Annotated in this window: 15 protein-coding genes and 1 riboswitch; of the genes, 8 read left to right on the top strand and 7 right to left on the bottom strand. The window is 68.1% G+C overall.

Features of this window, described 5'->3' with window-relative positions:
- Window positions 1–7: 7 nt before the first annotated feature.
- Both BZG35_RS06980 and BZG35_RS06975 read left to right on the top strand, forming a co-directional pair.
- The gene (locus BZG35_RS06980; RefSeq protein ID WP_077354991.1) at window positions 8–442 is read left to right on the top strand and encodes a DUF2214 family protein; all 435 of its coding nucleotides are present in this window, start codon (window positions 8–10) and stop codon (window positions 440–442) included.
- Window positions 443–576: 134 nt separating this feature from the next.
- Window positions 577–1740: a hypothetical protein gene (locus tag BZG35_RS06975; protein ID WP_077354990.1), complete on the top strand. Its 1164-nt coding sequence runs from the start codon at window positions 577–579 to the stop codon at window positions 1738–1740.
- Here the strand turns inward: BZG35_RS06975 and BZG35_RS06970 are convergent.
- The gene (locus BZG35_RS06970; RefSeq protein WP_077354989.1) at window positions 1724–2251 is read right to left on the bottom strand and encodes a hypothetical protein; all 528 of its coding nucleotides are present in this window, start codon (window positions 2249–2251) and stop codon (window positions 1724–1726) included. The two genes, BZG35_RS06975 and BZG35_RS06970, sit on opposite strands and share 17 nt — an antisense overlap.
- A 79-nt stretch (window positions 2252–2330) precedes the next feature.
- Between BZG35_RS06970 and BZG35_RS06965 the strand changes: the two genes are divergently transcribed.
- Window positions 2331–3524, top strand: a complete 1194-nt coding sequence (locus tag BZG35_RS06965) for a hypothetical protein (protein ID WP_077354988.1) — start codon at window positions 2331–2333, stop codon at window positions 3522–3524.
- Here BZG35_RS06965 and BZG35_RS06960 read toward each other — a convergent pair.
- Both BZG35_RS06960 and BZG35_RS06955 read right to left on the bottom strand, forming a co-directional pair.
- Window positions 3511–4239 carry an RluA family pseudouridine synthase gene (locus BZG35_RS06960; protein ID WP_077354987.1) on the bottom strand — a complete coding sequence of 243 codons (729 nt, stop codon included), beginning with the start codon at window positions 4237–4239 and terminating at the stop codon, window positions 3511–3513. The two genes, BZG35_RS06965 and BZG35_RS06960, sit on opposite strands and share 14 nt — an antisense overlap.
- Before the next feature lie 87 nt (window positions 4240–4326).
- Window positions 4327–5634 carry a replication-associated recombination protein A gene (locus BZG35_RS06955; RefSeq protein ID WP_077354986.1) on the bottom strand — a complete coding sequence of 436 codons (1308 nt, stop codon included), beginning with the start codon at window positions 5632–5634 and terminating at the stop codon, window positions 4327–4329.
- 43 nt (window positions 5635–5677) lie between these two features.
- Here BZG35_RS06955 and BZG35_RS06950 point away from each other — a divergent pair, with 43 nt between their 5' ends.
- Window positions 5678–6094 carry a VOC family protein gene (locus tag BZG35_RS06950; RefSeq protein ID WP_077354985.1) on the top strand — a complete coding sequence of 139 codons (417 nt, stop codon included), beginning with the start codon at window positions 5678–5680 and terminating at the stop codon, window positions 6092–6094.
- Here the strand turns inward: BZG35_RS06950 and BZG35_RS06945 are convergent.
- Window positions 6091–7488: a Do family serine endopeptidase gene (locus BZG35_RS06945; RefSeq protein ID WP_077357913.1), complete on the bottom strand. Its 1398-nt coding sequence runs from the start codon at window positions 7486–7488 to the stop codon at window positions 6091–6093. The genes BZG35_RS06950 and BZG35_RS06945 overlap by 4 nt on opposite strands.
- A gap of 166 nt (window positions 7489–7654) precedes the next feature.
- Here BZG35_RS06945 and BZG35_RS06940 point away from each other — a divergent pair, with 166 nt between their 5' ends.
- The 3 genes from BZG35_RS06940 (at window position 7655) to BZG35_RS06930 (ending at window position 8868) form a co-directional block, all read left to right on the top strand.
- On the top strand, window positions 7655–7954 hold the full coding sequence (locus BZG35_RS06940; protein ID WP_077354984.1) for a hypothetical protein: 300 nt from the start codon (window positions 7655–7657) through the stop codon (window positions 7952–7954).
- An 8-nt stretch (window positions 7955–7962) separates the two neighbouring features.
- Entirely contained in the window at window positions 7963–8538 is a 576-nt protein-coding gene (locus BZG35_RS06935; protein ID WP_077354983.1) for an arylesterase, read from the top strand.
- Window positions 8539–8622: 84 nt separating this feature from the next.
- Window positions 8623–8868, top strand: a complete 246-nt coding sequence (locus tag BZG35_RS06930; protein WP_253189293.1) for a hypothetical protein — start codon at window positions 8623–8625, stop codon at window positions 8866–8868.
- On the opposite strand, the gene BZG35_RS06925 is transcribed toward BZG35_RS06930, so the two are convergent.
- Genes BZG35_RS06925 through egtD form a run of 3 tightly spaced genes read right to left on the bottom strand, consistent with a single transcriptional unit; the run spans window position 8865 to window position 11090 of the window.
- Complete coding sequence (locus BZG35_RS06925) at window positions 8865–9449, bottom strand: DUF1989 domain-containing protein (protein WP_077354981.1); 585 nt, start codon at window positions 9447–9449, stop codon at window positions 8865–8867. The genes BZG35_RS06930 and BZG35_RS06925 overlap by 4 nt on opposite strands.
- On the bottom strand, window positions 9439–10137 hold the full coding sequence (gene gntA / locus BZG35_RS06920) for a guanitoxin biosynthesis heme-dependent pre-guanitoxin N-hydroxylase GntA (protein ID WP_077354980.1): 699 nt from the start codon (window positions 10135–10137) through the stop codon (window positions 9439–9441). The genes BZG35_RS06925 and gntA overlap by 11 nt, the downstream gene beginning before the upstream one ends.
- Window positions 10134–11090 carry an L-histidine N(alpha)-methyltransferase gene (gene egtD / locus BZG35_RS06915; protein ID WP_171981900.1) on the bottom strand — a complete coding sequence of 319 codons (957 nt, stop codon included), beginning with the start codon at window positions 11088–11090 and terminating at the stop codon, window positions 10134–10136. The genes gntA and egtD overlap by 4 nt, the downstream gene beginning before the upstream one ends.
- A gap of 168 nt (window positions 11091–11258) precedes the next feature.
- A riboswitch (cobalamin riboswitch) is annotated at window positions 11259–11462 on the top strand.
- A 106-nt stretch (window positions 11463–11568) separates the two neighbouring features.
- On the opposite strand from egtD, the gene BZG35_RS06910 reads away from it, so the two are divergent.
- Window positions 11569–12552: a DUF1852 domain-containing protein gene (locus tag BZG35_RS06910; RefSeq protein WP_077354979.1), complete on the top strand. Its 984-nt coding sequence runs from the start codon at window positions 11569–11571 to the stop codon at window positions 12550–12552.
- The last annotated feature ends 11 nt before the right edge of the window (window positions 12553–12563 follow it).

Here is a 12563-nt window from a genome sequence, read left to right as displayed (position 1 = left end):
AGGCTGCATGCTCGATCTGACCCTGGCCATCGTCCACCACCTGCTGGTGTTCGGACTGGCGATCATGCTGGCCATGGAACTGGCCTATCTGCGGGCCGAGCCCGTTCCGGTGCCCCGCCTGTCGCGGCTGGACGCCGGCTATGGGGCCTTGGCCGTCCTGGTCGTGGTCGTCGGCGTCGCCCGGGTGCTGTGGGGGGCCAAGGGCTGGGTCGCCTATGAGGTCAATCCTTACTTTTGGGCCAAGATCGCCACCTTCACCGCGATTGGCTTGATCTCCGCCCTGCCCACGATCCAGTTCCTCAAATGGAGCAGGGCGCTGAAGGCGGACCCCGGCTTCCGCCCGCCCCTCGCCGAGGCCGCCCGGGCCGCCCTGTGGGTGCGGATCGAGGTCCTGCTGCTGTTGCCCCTCGTCGCCTTCGCGGCGGCGATGGCCAGAGCCTGACCAAAACGTCACTTGCTCCGCCGCAGGGTTAACGGCGATACCCGAGCTTCGCGTGGTGAGGGAACGGCGTCGGACAATCGACGCAACGCGCCTAAGCTTCACGGTCAAGGCCTCAGGAATCGAAGACCGCTGCCATGTCGCATGACGATCAGACTCCCCCGGTGGTCCCGAACCTGACCATACCGGTCTCGCCGCCCGCCCCGCCCGCCGGCGCGGCGGACCTGCCCGACCGCACCCCGCCCCCGCCCACGCCGCCCGCCAATCCCAATCCGACCGTGTCGGACGACGGCATCCTGCGCCCCATTCAGGAAAGCGACTATTTCACCCTGGATCCCGTCGCGATCCGGGTCATCTCCGCCAATATCGACCAGTACTACAATCAGGCCCTCGACATCTTTCCGTTCTGGGAGACGGAGAACAAGCCCGACCGCTTCCACGTCCTGTTCAGCCGCCAGATCGAGGAGCGGTTCCCGGCGGACGCCGACATCCGGGGCAGAATCTATGGCTACGGCCGGCGCGTGTTCGATGCGCTGCGAACCCATGTCATCACCAAACGCCTGACCCAGGCCGGAGCCCTGATCGCCTTCGCCGCCCTGGCGGTGCTGGGCCCGGACGTGTTCGCCGAATGGACCGGCGGTCAGCCCCAGGGTCTGGGCCTGGCCGTTCTCGGCATGCTGATCACCGTCGGCCTGTTCTTCGGGGTCTCGTCGATCCTGTTCATCCAGTACCGCTTCCGGCTGGAGAACGACTCCTACGAGCTGTCGCGCGAGATCGTGCAGCGCACGCGCGAGCTGCAGAACCTGTTCACCAACGCCCGCGCCCTGTCCGACCAGGCCGAGACCCAGTTCGCCACCGACGGCAAGGGCTGGGGCGAGCGCGCCCTGTTCCTGACCCGGCTGGTGCTGTGGATCGGCGCGCGGATGGAGTACCTCGAGAAATACGCCCAGATGGAGCTGTGGCGCGTCCGGCGCGAACGCTACTGGATGCGATGGGTCGGCCGGATCAGCACGCCGCTGCTGCTGTTCGTCTGGCTGGTCGTCTTCGCGGTCTGGCCGGCCCCGGACGCCAACGAAGGCGGCTTCCGCGTGCTGCAGCTGGTGGCGCTGGGCTTCGGCGTGCTGGTGTCGTGGCTGTCCTACTACCGCTGGCAGACGCCGACGGCCGCGGTGAAGGACAAGCTGGGGGTCGACGGCTGGGTGCGCTACGCCTCGCTGGACGTCGACAACACGGTCGGCGATCAGGTCCGGCGCGACAAGGAACGGCTGGTCGAATACCGCGCGCTTACTCGCGGCCGCTGAGGCTGTAGCGGACCTCGCGGGCGTCGTAGGCCTCGACGTCGTCCGGGGTCTCGCCGCGACCCAGGCGGATCTCCAGCTGGGTCGAGGTCGGCGACGGTCCCTGGAAGTTCAAACCCACGCCGACACCGGTGCTGGTGCCCGAATAGCGGTAGCGGCCGTACCGTCCCGAGCTGGAGCCGACACCGACCGAGACGCTGGGCCGGAACCCGCCCGCGCTGTCCGGACGCCCGTCGATGTAGCGCTGGGTGACCGCGAACCAGTCGTAGCCCTGCTCGATCGTCAGGTCGGCCGCGCGCAGCAGGGCCATGTCCGCCACCGGCCCCGGAGCCCCGACGCCGTTGTAGCTGACGCGGTAGCGGTCACGCTCGATCCGCTGCTCGGCATAGCCCTGTCCGCGTGGTCCCTGCTGCGGCCCATACGGGGCCAGACTGGCGCAGGCGGCCGTCGAAAACAGCACCGCCGCCAAGGCAGAGACCCGAATTAACGCATTGTATTCACGTCGCTTATTCATGTTCTCTTCACAGTTCAGTCAAAGGAAGCGCCGGAACCACGTTCTTGGATCGATTTGCGGCCGCAAGGCTTATGCGTCGATGCAGACGTTCGAAGCCGGATCCATTTTGGAAAGCCTGAGCGCCCTCCAGGGTTCCGAACTCGTGGCCAACGGCTGCGTCAACCTGATCGCGCTCGACGCGATCCGCGACCGGGCCGGACCGCTTTGGGACCGCAAACAGCAGCTGGTCTGGGATTTCACAGAAACCAAACTTCGCGACCGCCTCGGCCCGCACGACCTGCTGGTCAGGGTCGACGACACGACCTTCATGGTCGCCGTGATGACCGACTATGCCACGGCGGCCCAGGCCGTCTGTCTGCGCGTTCTGGAGGAGATCCTGCTCCATTTCATCGGCCGGGTGGATCGGGCCGACGTCAGGCTCCGGCGCGTCGACCGCATCGAGGGCGACGAGGTCGTCAGCAGCGCGCTGGATCCGTCGCGGATTCCGCGGCTGGAGGACACCGCACGCGCCGCCGTGTCGATCGCCCCGTCTTCGGCGCGGGAGCGGGAACTGAACCCGCTCTTCTTCACATCGATCTCGGGCCGCGACCTGCGTGTGGACTTCTCGCCGCGCCCGGTGACCAGCCTTCAGCACGGCGTCCTGACCGCCATTCACCTGGCCCGCACCATCGTCGATGTCCGCTCGGACACCGTCCTGACGGGCAAGGACCAGGACGGCCTGACCGACGGCGATCTGATCCGGATCGACAAGGCGACGCTGGACTACGCCTGCCTCTTCAACATGGGCGATCACAGCGCCGGCTATGTCGCCCTGATCATCCCGGTGTCCTACCGCTCCCTGCTCAACCGGCGCGGGCGGGAAGCCTTTTCCCAAGCCGGAGCGGGTCATCTGGCCATGAAGACGGGCAGCCTGTTCGAGATCAGCGATCTCGACCTCGGCACGCCCCCCAGTCGGATGGACGAGGCGGTCGCCGTCGGCCGCACCCTCTGCCGGGGCGTGATCGTTCGCCTTCCGGAACAGCCGGGCTCGCTGGCCCCGTTCACCAATGCCGGTTTCGCGGGACTGACCGTCCCGCTGGCCCGGCACGGGGCGGAGGCGGTGAAGGCGCTGCGTCAGGCCTCCTCGCGCAGCGACGTTCTGAAACGGGCGTTCCGCGCCCTGATCGCGCTGGATGCCCCGCCCCGCAGCATGGCGCAGCTTCAGGGTCTGGGGTTCACCCATGCCAGCCCGGCCGTCGACGTCGAGCGCGGGGCCCTGCTCAGGACAGGTTGAGCGCCTGGGTCAGGGCCTGAAAGTCGTCGGGCATTTCGGCCGTCACCGTCCGCTCGCCGCCCTCCGGATGCGGAAAGGTCAGCGACGCCGCATGCAGCATCAGCCGCGGCGCCGCCTGCCCCGCCGCCGTCAGCGCCCCGCCGTAGCGGACGTCGCCGATCAGCGGCCGTCCGATGTGCGCCATATGCACCCGCAGCTGGTGCATGCGCCCGGTGTAGGGCTGCAGTTCGACCAGGGCCCCATCCTCGCTGGCCTTGAGCGTCCGATAGCGGCTGCGCGACCCCTGGGCCCCCTTGGTGTCGAAGGCGGCCACCCGCATGTAGCTTTCGCGGCCGATCTCCTGACGCACCAGCGGTACGTTGATGTCACCCTGGGCCGGGTCGGGCGCGGCCGAAACCAGGGCCAGATAGGTCTTCGTCAGCCGATGCGCCTGGATCGCCTTGCCCAGGAAACTCGCCGCCGGCTTGGTCTTGGCCGCCAGGATCACGCCCGACGTATCGCGGTCCAGCCGATGGACCAGCTCCGGCCGCTTGCCGTTCGACCGGGCGAAGGCCCAAAGCAGGTCGTCCAGCGTATGCGCCTGGATCCGCCCGCCCTGGCTCGACAGCCCCGCCGGCTTGGCGAAGGCGATCACCGAGGCGTCCTCGAGGATCACCCACGACCGCACGGCTTCGATCTCTTCGGGGGTCAGGGAGACGGGGGTTCTTAGGGTCACGCCCCGCGCTTAGCGGAGGCGGTCGCCTTTGCCCACCGTTCGCGCAGCCGCAGCGGCGTCATTCGTCAAGGCGCCCGTCGCTCGAATCTAGGATCCGGTCTGCGCCTTCGCGTCCCGCATCGCCGCCCACCGTGCCAGCCGCGCCTTGACCTTCTCCTCGTGCCCCTCGCCCTTGGGCGCATAGAAGACGCGACGCTCCATCTCGTCGGGGAAGAAGTTGGCGCCCGAGAACCCCTCCTCGGTGTCGGGGTCGTACTGGTAGCCCTTGCCGTACCCCAGAGACTTCATCAGCTTGGTGGGCGCGTTGCGGATATGGGCCGGCGGCATCAGCGAGCCGGTCTCGGCCGCCGCCCGCTTCGCCGCCTTGAAAGCCTCATAGACGCCGACCGATTTGGGCGCGGTGGCCAGGTGCACCACCGCCTGGGCCAGGGCCAGTTCGCCCTCGGGTGAGCCCAGGAAGTCGTAGGTATCCTTGGCAGCATTGGCGACCAGCAGCGACAGGGGGTCCGCCTCGCCGATGTCCTCGACCGCCATCCGCACGATCCGCCGCGCCAGATACAGGGGGTCTTCGCCGCCGTTCAGCATGCGCGCCAGCCAGTAGAGCGCCGCGTCAGGATCGGACCCGCGAACCGATTTATGCAGCGCCGATATGAGGTTATAGTGCTCTTCTCTGGATTTGTCATAAGCCGGAGCCCGCCGCTGCAGCGTCGCCGCCAGGGCCTGGACGTCCAAAGGCTCGGGCGGCAGGGCGAACAGGGTCTCGGCCATGGTCAGCAGATACCGCCCGTCGCCGTCGGCCAGGGCCAGCAGGGCCTGGCGCGCCTCGGGCGTCAGCGGCAGGGCCAGCCCCTCCTGCGCCTCCGCTCGAATCAACAGTTGATCCAGCGCTGTATCGTCCAGCCGCTTCAGCACGAACACCTGGCTGCGCGACAGCAGGGCCCCGTTCAGCTCGAACGACGGGTTCTCGGTCGTGGCCCCGACCAGGGTCACCACCCCCTCCTCGACGAAGGGCAGGAAACCGTCCTGCTGGGCCCGGTTGAAACGATGGATCTCGTCCACGAACAACAGGGTCGACTGCCCCGCCGCTCGCCGCATCCGCGCCTGTTCGAACGCCTTCTTCAGGTCGGCGACGCCCGAGAACACCGCCGAGATCTGCTGGTACTGATAGCCCGCCGCCTTGGCCAGCAGGCGCGCGATCGTGGTCTTGCCGGTCCCGGGTGGGCCCCACAGGATCATCGAGCCCAGCCGCCCGGCCTCGACCATGCGCCGGATCGGCCCGCCCTCGCCCAGCAGATGATCCTGGCCCACCACCTGGTCCAGCGACGCGGGCCGCAGCCGGTCGGCCAGGGGTGCGTCAGGGGGGTGGATGCCGGAGGCCTCGAAAAGATCGCTCATGACGCTATGTAGGAGACTGACGCAGCCGGACAAAGGACGGACGATGGCTGACCCCAATCCCCCGACCCTCATGGGCGGCGTGATCCCCTATCTGACCATCCCCGCGCGCGGCGGACAGGCGGCGGTCGAGTTCTACCGCGCCGCCTTCGGGGCTGAGGAAGTGTTCCGCAATCTGGCCGAGGACGGGGAGCGTCTGCTGCACAGCCGCTTGCTGATCAACGACGGCCTGGTCATGCTGTCCGACGAGTTCCCGGAATACGGCAACGAGACCGACGTCGTCCCGCGCGGCGTGGCCCTGCATCTTCAGGTCGACGACGCCGACGAATGGTGGAACCGCGCCCTGACCGCCGGGGCCGTGCCGATGACGCCCCTGGCCGACCAGGTCTGGGGCGACCGCTACGGTCGGGTCATGGACCCCTTCGGCCACGTCTGGTCCATCGCCGCGACGATCGCGCCCTAGCGGACCCGCCCGGACATCGGCCGCCCCTGGCGCAGCAGCGACACCTCGGACCCGCGGCTCGCGTTCTGGACGGCGGACAGGTCGCGCACGGGGCGTCCGTCGATCTGGGTCACCACGTCGCCGGGCCGGAAGCCGTTGGCGCGGAAGGCATAGCTGTCCCGCGTCAGGTCGATGACGATGGCCCCGCTGGCGAAGGGGTCGCCGCCCAGGCGGTCGGCCAGGGCCGGGGTCAGGGCCGCCACGCGGGCCCCGGCGAACGGTCCCTGGGCGATGGTCTGACCGTTGCCCGCCGCATCGCCCGGCAGGGTCTGGACCCGGGCATTCAGTGTCTGGGCCCGCCCGTCGCGCACCACCGTCACGGCCACGGCATCGTTGGGGTCCTTGGTGCCGATCCGGAAGTTCAGCCCGCCCTGGTCGTTGATCTCGGCCCCGTCCACCGCCGTTATCACGTCGCCCTGGCGCAGGCCGGCCCGCGCCCCCGGCCCGCCGGCATAGACGTCGGTGACGATCAGCCCCTGCGGCCGGGGCAGGCCCAGGGAACGCGCGATCTCGGCCGAGACGCTGTCGCCCTTGACCCCCAGCCAGGGCCGGACCACCGCCGTCGCGCCGCCCAGGGCCGAGTCCACCACCCGCCGCACCATCGAGGCGGGCACGGCGAAGCCGACGCCCGACGACGACCCGGTGCGCGAGAAGATGGCCGTATTGATGCCGATCAGGTCGCCGTCCATGTCCACCAGCGGCCCGCCGGAGTTGCCCGGATTGATCGCCGCGTCGGTCTGGATGAACGATCCCGAGTCCGAAATGCCCGTCTCGGTCCGGTTCAGGGCCGAGATGATGCCGTTGGTCACGGTCTGGCCGACGCCGAACGGATTGCCGATGGCCAGGACCAGGTCGCCGACCTGCTGCTCCTCGCGGTCGTCGATGGCCAGGACCGGCAGCTGTTCCGTCACGCCGGTCAGGCGCAGCACGGCGATGTCCGACCGCTCGTCGGCCAGGATGACCTCGGCTGGAAACTCGCGCCGGTCGTTCAGCACCACGCGGATCTGCTGGGCCCCCTCGATGACGTGGTTGTTGGTCACGACGATGCCGTCCGACCGCACGATCACCCCCGAGCCCGCCGATTCCGCCACCCGCTCGCGCGGCATGCCGCCGCCGAACATCTGAAAGAAGGGATCGGCCTGGACCCGCTGCACGGTGCGGGCCGAGATGTTGACCACCGCCGGAGCCGCCTCTCGCACCACCGGCGAGAAGCTCTGTTTCATGGTCGAAACGTCGGTCGGCGGAGTTCGGGTGGTCGGCTCGGCGAAGACCCCGTCCTGGGCCTTGGTGGAGTTGGCGTTGCCGCAGGCGGCCAGCGCCAGCGCCGCGGTCAGGGCGAGGGTGGAGGTCTTCATGGCATTCCAGGGATCGATCATGGTCGGCCCAGCATATCGGCTCCGCTTTCGGGCCGCATCAAGGCAACGGCATACAGTCGCCCGCGATCCGATCGGAAAAGCACGCACACCGGGAGCGACCTGTGTCTCCGGGCGTTGACTTGGCCGAGCCACACCGGAGATTCCCATGAGCCAGACCCTGAAGACCACGTTCGCCACCCGCCGCGAGGCCGAACTGGCCGTCGAACATCTGGTCCAGCAGCACGGCCTGGAGCGCACCGACATCTTCGTCGCCCCCGAGGGCGGTGAGAACTCTGCGGGCGAAGACATTTCCGGCTCGGACCGCGCCGCCGCCGAACCCAGCGTGGAGCCCCGCACCGACGCCGCCCTGAACGGTCGGATCGAGGTGTCCGTCGATCTCCAGGACGACGATCAGGTCGCGGCGGTCCGCGAGGTGTTCCAGGACATGGGTGGCGCCGAAGGGTGAGTTCGACGATGCCGCCGCAAAAACCCGTCGTCACCCTGCTGGGGGATTCGATCTCGGCCGGCTACGGACTCCAGCCGGACGAGGCCCTGCCCGCGCGGCTGCAGGTCGCTCTCGCCGATCTCGGCCAGACCGTCGAGGTGGTGGGGGCCGGTATCGACGGCGACACGACCCTGGATGGCCTGGCCCGGATGGACATCGCCGTGCCGATGCAAACCGATCTCTGCGTCGTGGCCCTGGGCGCCAACGACCTGATGCAGGCGCGTCCGCCGGCGCAGATCGCCGAGGCGCTCGGCTCGATCGTCTCGCGGCTGCAGGCCTGCCAGACCGAGGTGCTGCTGTGCGGGATGCGCGCGCCGCCGTGGCTGTCCGACTATGCCCCGGCGTTCGACGCCGTCTTCCCGACGGTCGCCGAGCGCCATGCGGTGCCGCTGTATCCCTTCCTGCTGGAGGGCGTGGCCCTGGATCCCCGCTTCAATCAAAGCGACCGGATCCATCCGAACGCCGAGGGCATCGACCTGATCGCCCGCCGCCTGGCCCCCGCGGTCCGCGACGCCCTCGTCGAAGCCAGGGCTGGGGCGCGATAGCTGGCCCGCCCCGTCTATCCCGACACGCCGGACGGCCGCTATTTCGTCGTCCGGGGTCGGCTGTGGCGAAAATCCGATCCGTCGTTGCCGGAGAACGAACGGGCCCGGCTCGTCTCCGAACTGATGAAGGGACGGTCCGCCGTCCGTCAGGCCCGCAAGACCGACGATCCCGCGGCCATGGTCGAGGCCCGAAGACAGGTCGACGCGGCCAAGGTCGCTCTGGGCGAGCGCGGCCCGGTGTGGTGGACCGACGGCAGCCCCGACCTCAACCGCCACATGGCCCGCACCACCGTCTATGCCGACTGGTTCGCCGGACTGGACAAGGATTAGCCGAGGATCTCGTAGTGGATCGGTTTGAAGGCATGGTTGTTCGACTGCAGCGCCGAACAGGCGGTTATGCCGATGATCAGGTCCATACAGGCCTCGAACACGGTGAAGTCACCGGCCCGGCTCAGCGGCGGCTCGACCGTCAGCGCGCCCGTGGTGCCGTCGACCGGCACGTTCATGAACACGTTGAAGGCGGTGGGGATCTGGTCCGGCCCGATGCCATAGGGCGTCAGCGCCTCAACCAGATTGCCGAAGCAGCCCCGGTGCGGATCGGTGTCGCCATAGATGATGCGGAAGGTGTCGGCCGAACAGGGCGTCAGCAGGAAGTCGTGGCGCCCGACCTTGTCCTCCTCGATCCGCAGCATGACGTTAGACCGGTTCGAGTACAGGGCGTCGCCGGTCGTCAGATAGATCTTGCTGGCATAGTCCAGCGTCCGGCCCGAGGAGATGACCTCGCCAATGTCGTGGCGATTGAAGGCCAGAAGGTCGCTGACCTGCTCGCCCCGCGGATCGATCACCTTCAACCTCTGGCCGGCCTTCAGCTCGAATGCGGTGCCCGAGCGCGGCGGGATCTCATGCGGCATGGCGGGTGCCCTTGGCCTGGCTGTCGAACGGGCAGGACCAGGCGGGGTCGACCGCGCGGCCGCTGTACTGGCGGGCTTCCGACGTCTCGCCGTGGCGCGCCAGCATCGGGTTGACGCTCCCCGCCAGGGTCACGTCGCGCTCGAGGATACTGGCCCGCAGCTTCTCATAGGTGCCCGCCTCGCGCAGCAGCTCGAACTGGCGGTGCAGGTTGAAGACCACGGCCGGGTTCTGGAAGCGGCGCGCCGGCCGGCTGGCCCCCGGGTGCATGCCGACCGCGAAGAAGGCCTCGCCGCCGAAGCTCAGCGAGAAATGCGGGCTGTCCGGATCAGGATTGACGCTCGGGTCGTATGCGACGCCGTTGAAGGCGTCCTTGTCCGTCAGCGACTGGATCCGCGCCCACATGGCCCGCTCGAACCCGACCTCGTCCAGATCGTCCGGCCCCTCGAAGATCACCACGAAGCTTTGGAACAGGGTGGGATCGACGGTGAATCGGCGCGCCGCCCCGAACAGGCCCGGATGGATGCGCAGATCGTCCCAGCCGGAGGTGATGTCGCGGGCGACGACGATCTCCATCTGGCTGCGCGCCAGGGCGGACTTGGCCCCCACGCAGGGGAAGGCCTGGTCGCGCACGAAGGTCTCGAAGGCGCGGGCCAGGGGGTGGTCATTGGGCGTCACGGCGGCGGTCACACGGCACTCCGATTGGTCAGGAAATGGATCGAGCACAGGCGCTCGGGATCGGTCCAGGCCTCCACCGTCGTCCACCCGGCGCGGGCGGCGAGTTCGGAGAAGGCCTCGATCGTGTATTTGTAGGAATATTCGAGAACGATCGGCGCGCCGGCCGGCAGGTTGAAGTCCTGCCCGCCGATACGGACGGTCAGATCCCGCAGCGGATAGAGGGCGGCTTCGATCCGGGCCAAGGCGGCGTTATAGGTCGCCTCGTGGCGGAAGTCGGCGATGTCGAGCGCCGTGCCCAGCTCCCGGTTCATCCGCGTGACGATGTTGAGATTGAAGTCCCACATCGCCCCGCCCGGCGCATTGTAGGCGGCGGCCATCAGGGCCGGATCCTTCACCAGATCCACGCCGGCCAGGAAAAAGGCGTCCGGGCCCAGCAGACTGTGCATACGGCGGAGGAAGGCCTCGCTTTCGTCCGGATGCAGGTTGCACAGCGTGGTGCCGAGGAACAGGCCCACCGTCGGCCCGTCGCCCACTCCGTCCGGCAGCACGACGTCCTGAGTATAGTCCGCCACCAGGGGCAGGACTTCGATCGCGGGATAGTCCGCCCGGATCGCCTCGGCGGCCTCCACAAGCTGGGCTTCCGAGATTTCCAGCGGCACGTAGCGCTTCAGCCCGGGGATGGTGTCCAGCAGGCTGCGCACCTTGACGCTCGCGCCACTCCCCAGTTCCACCAGGGTGACGTCCGACCCCAGGGTCTCCCCCAGCCTCGGCCCGCAGGCGTCCAGGATCGCCCTTTCGGCCCGAGCGACATAATAGCCGTCCGAGGCCACGATCCCCTCGAACAACGCCGCGCCGACATCGTCGTACAGCCATTTGCTGGGGATCCGGCGGGGTGCCTGCGACAGGCCTTGGACCACGGACGCCTCGAACGCCCGGTCGGCAGCTTGGGGATCGGCATCGAACACGTCGGCTAGGTCCTTGAAGGCGGAGGTCAGGTCGAGGCCGCCGGATTGGACTATCCGAACGCGAACTGCCCTGGATCGTTGCCGCCCAGGATGTATCCCTCGTCGCTTCAGGCCGAGATCATATAAGGATATCTTTATATGATTGTTGACACGGCCGCAGCGGAGGGCTCTGATAAGGCTTGTCGTGGTCTGCGCGTCGTCCTCGGGCGGCGCGGAGCTAAGAGGGAAGCCGGTTCGATGCCGGCGCTGCCCCCGCAACTGTAAGCGGCGAGCCGAAGGTCCATTTCGTGTCACTGGGGTCCGCCCCGGGAAGGCCGGACCGGAAGCCGTGACCCGTGAGCCAGGAGACCTGCCCCGACAGATAACGTCCTCCGGCGGGGTGTCCGGTCAGGTCGCATGAGCGCCGCGACGGGACGAGTCCGCGCGAGCGGTCGCGCGTCCCTGCCCGCTGTCTCGCCACAGCACCACGGCAGAGACCATGCTCCAGACCGCATTCACCTTCGCCATCCGGCGCACCGCGCTCGACGAGGATTATCGTCCGGCCGAGAGCACGCGGATCACGACCAACTTCGCCAACCTGGCCCGGGGCGAGCGCCGGCAGGACAACCTGCGCAACACCTTGCGGATGATCGACAACCGCTTCAACTCGCTGATGCATCAGGGCAATCCCCAGGGGGACCGTTACGCGGTGAAACTGGACATCATCTCCGTCGAGATGACGGTGTCCGCGGAGACCAACGACGCCTTCCCGCTGATCGAAATCCTTCAAACCCTCATCCTCGACCGACAGACGGGCGAGCGGATTGAAGGCATCGTGGGCAACAACTTCTCCTCCTACGTGCGCGACTATGATTTCAGCGTGGTCCTGCCGGCGCACCTGAAGGCCCATCCGGACACAGGCGCGCCGGAAGACTTCGGCGATCTGCACGGAAACCTGTTCAAACACTTCCTCAAATCAGCCGCCTACCGGGACAGTTTCGCCAAGCCGCCGGTCATCTGCCTGAGTGTGTCGAGCAACAAGACCTATAACCGTACGGGTGATGAGCACCCGGTGCTGGGGCTCGAGTATGGGAACGACGAAGTCTCGCCGACTGATCGGTATTTCTCGAAAATGGGGATGAAGGCCCGCTACTTCATGCCCAGGAACAGCGTCGCGCCCCTGGCCTTCTACCACGTCGGCGCGCTGACGGACGACTACACCGATCTCGAGCTGGCCAGCACGATCAGCACGATGGAGACCTTCCAGAAGATCTATCGTCCCGAGATCTACAACGCCAACGCCCCGGCCGCCGAGCACTACCGGCCGAGCCTCGAGTGCCAGGACTATTCGCTGACCCGCATCGTCTACGACCGGGAAGAGCGCAGCCGGCTGGCCGTCGAACAGGGCCGGTTCGTCGAGGAGCGCCTGATCAAGCCCTACCGCGCCGTGCTCGACCGATGGTCGGCCGACTTCGCGGCCTGATCCGTCCAGAT

The sequence above is a fragment of the Brevundimonas sp. LM2 genome, from assembly GCF_002002865.1.
GTDB lineage: Bacteria > Pseudomonadota > Alphaproteobacteria > Caulobacterales > Caulobacteraceae > Brevundimonas.
The sequence above is the reverse complement of the archived record's forward strand: the minus strand, read 5'-3'. Positions and strand labels throughout refer to the sequence as shown.

Bases quoted from the DNA above. Each gene is read 5' to 3' on its own strand.
- BZG35_RS06910 (WP_077354979.1), top strand. From the start codon at position 11,569: ATGCTCCAGACCGCATTCACCTTCGCCATCCGGCGCACCGCGCTCGAC.
- BZG35_RS06940 (WP_077354984.1), top strand. From the start codon at position 7,655: ATGAGCCAGACCCTGAAGACCACGTTCGCCACCCGCCGCGAGGCCGAA.
- BZG35_RS06925 (WP_077354981.1), bottom strand. From the start codon at position 9,449: ATGCCGCATGAGATCCCGCCGCGCTCGGGCACCGCATTCGAGCTGAAG.
- BZG35_RS06935 (WP_077354983.1), top strand. From the start codon at position 7,963: ATGCCGCCGCAAAAACCCGTCGTCACCCTGCTGGGGGATTCGATCTCG.
- BZG35_RS06955 (WP_077354986.1), bottom strand. From the start codon at position 5,634: ATGAGCGATCTTTTCGAGGCCTCCGGCATCCACCCCCCTGACGCACCC.
- BZG35_RS06975 (WP_077354990.1), top strand. From the start codon at position 577: ATGTCGCATGACGATCAGACTCCCCCGGTGGTCCCGAACCTGACCATA.
- BZG35_RS06970 (WP_077354989.1), bottom strand. From the start codon at position 2,251: ATGAATAAGCGACGTGAATACAATGCGTTAATTCGGGTCTCTGCCTTG.
- BZG35_RS06965 (WP_077354988.1), top strand. From the start codon at position 2,331: ATGCAGACGTTCGAAGCCGGATCCATTTTGGAAAGCCTGAGCGCCCTC.
- BZG35_RS06980 (WP_077354991.1), top strand. From the start codon at position 8: ATGCTCGATCTGACCCTGGCCATCGTCCACCACCTGCTGGTGTTCGGA.
- BZG35_RS06950 (WP_077354985.1), top strand. From the start codon at position 5,678: ATGGCTGACCCCAATCCCCCGACCCTCATGGGCGGCGTGATCCCCTAT.
- BZG35_RS06945 (WP_077357913.1), bottom strand. From the start codon at position 7,488: ATGAAGACCTCCACCCTCGCCCTGACCGCGGCGCTGGCGCTGGCCGCC.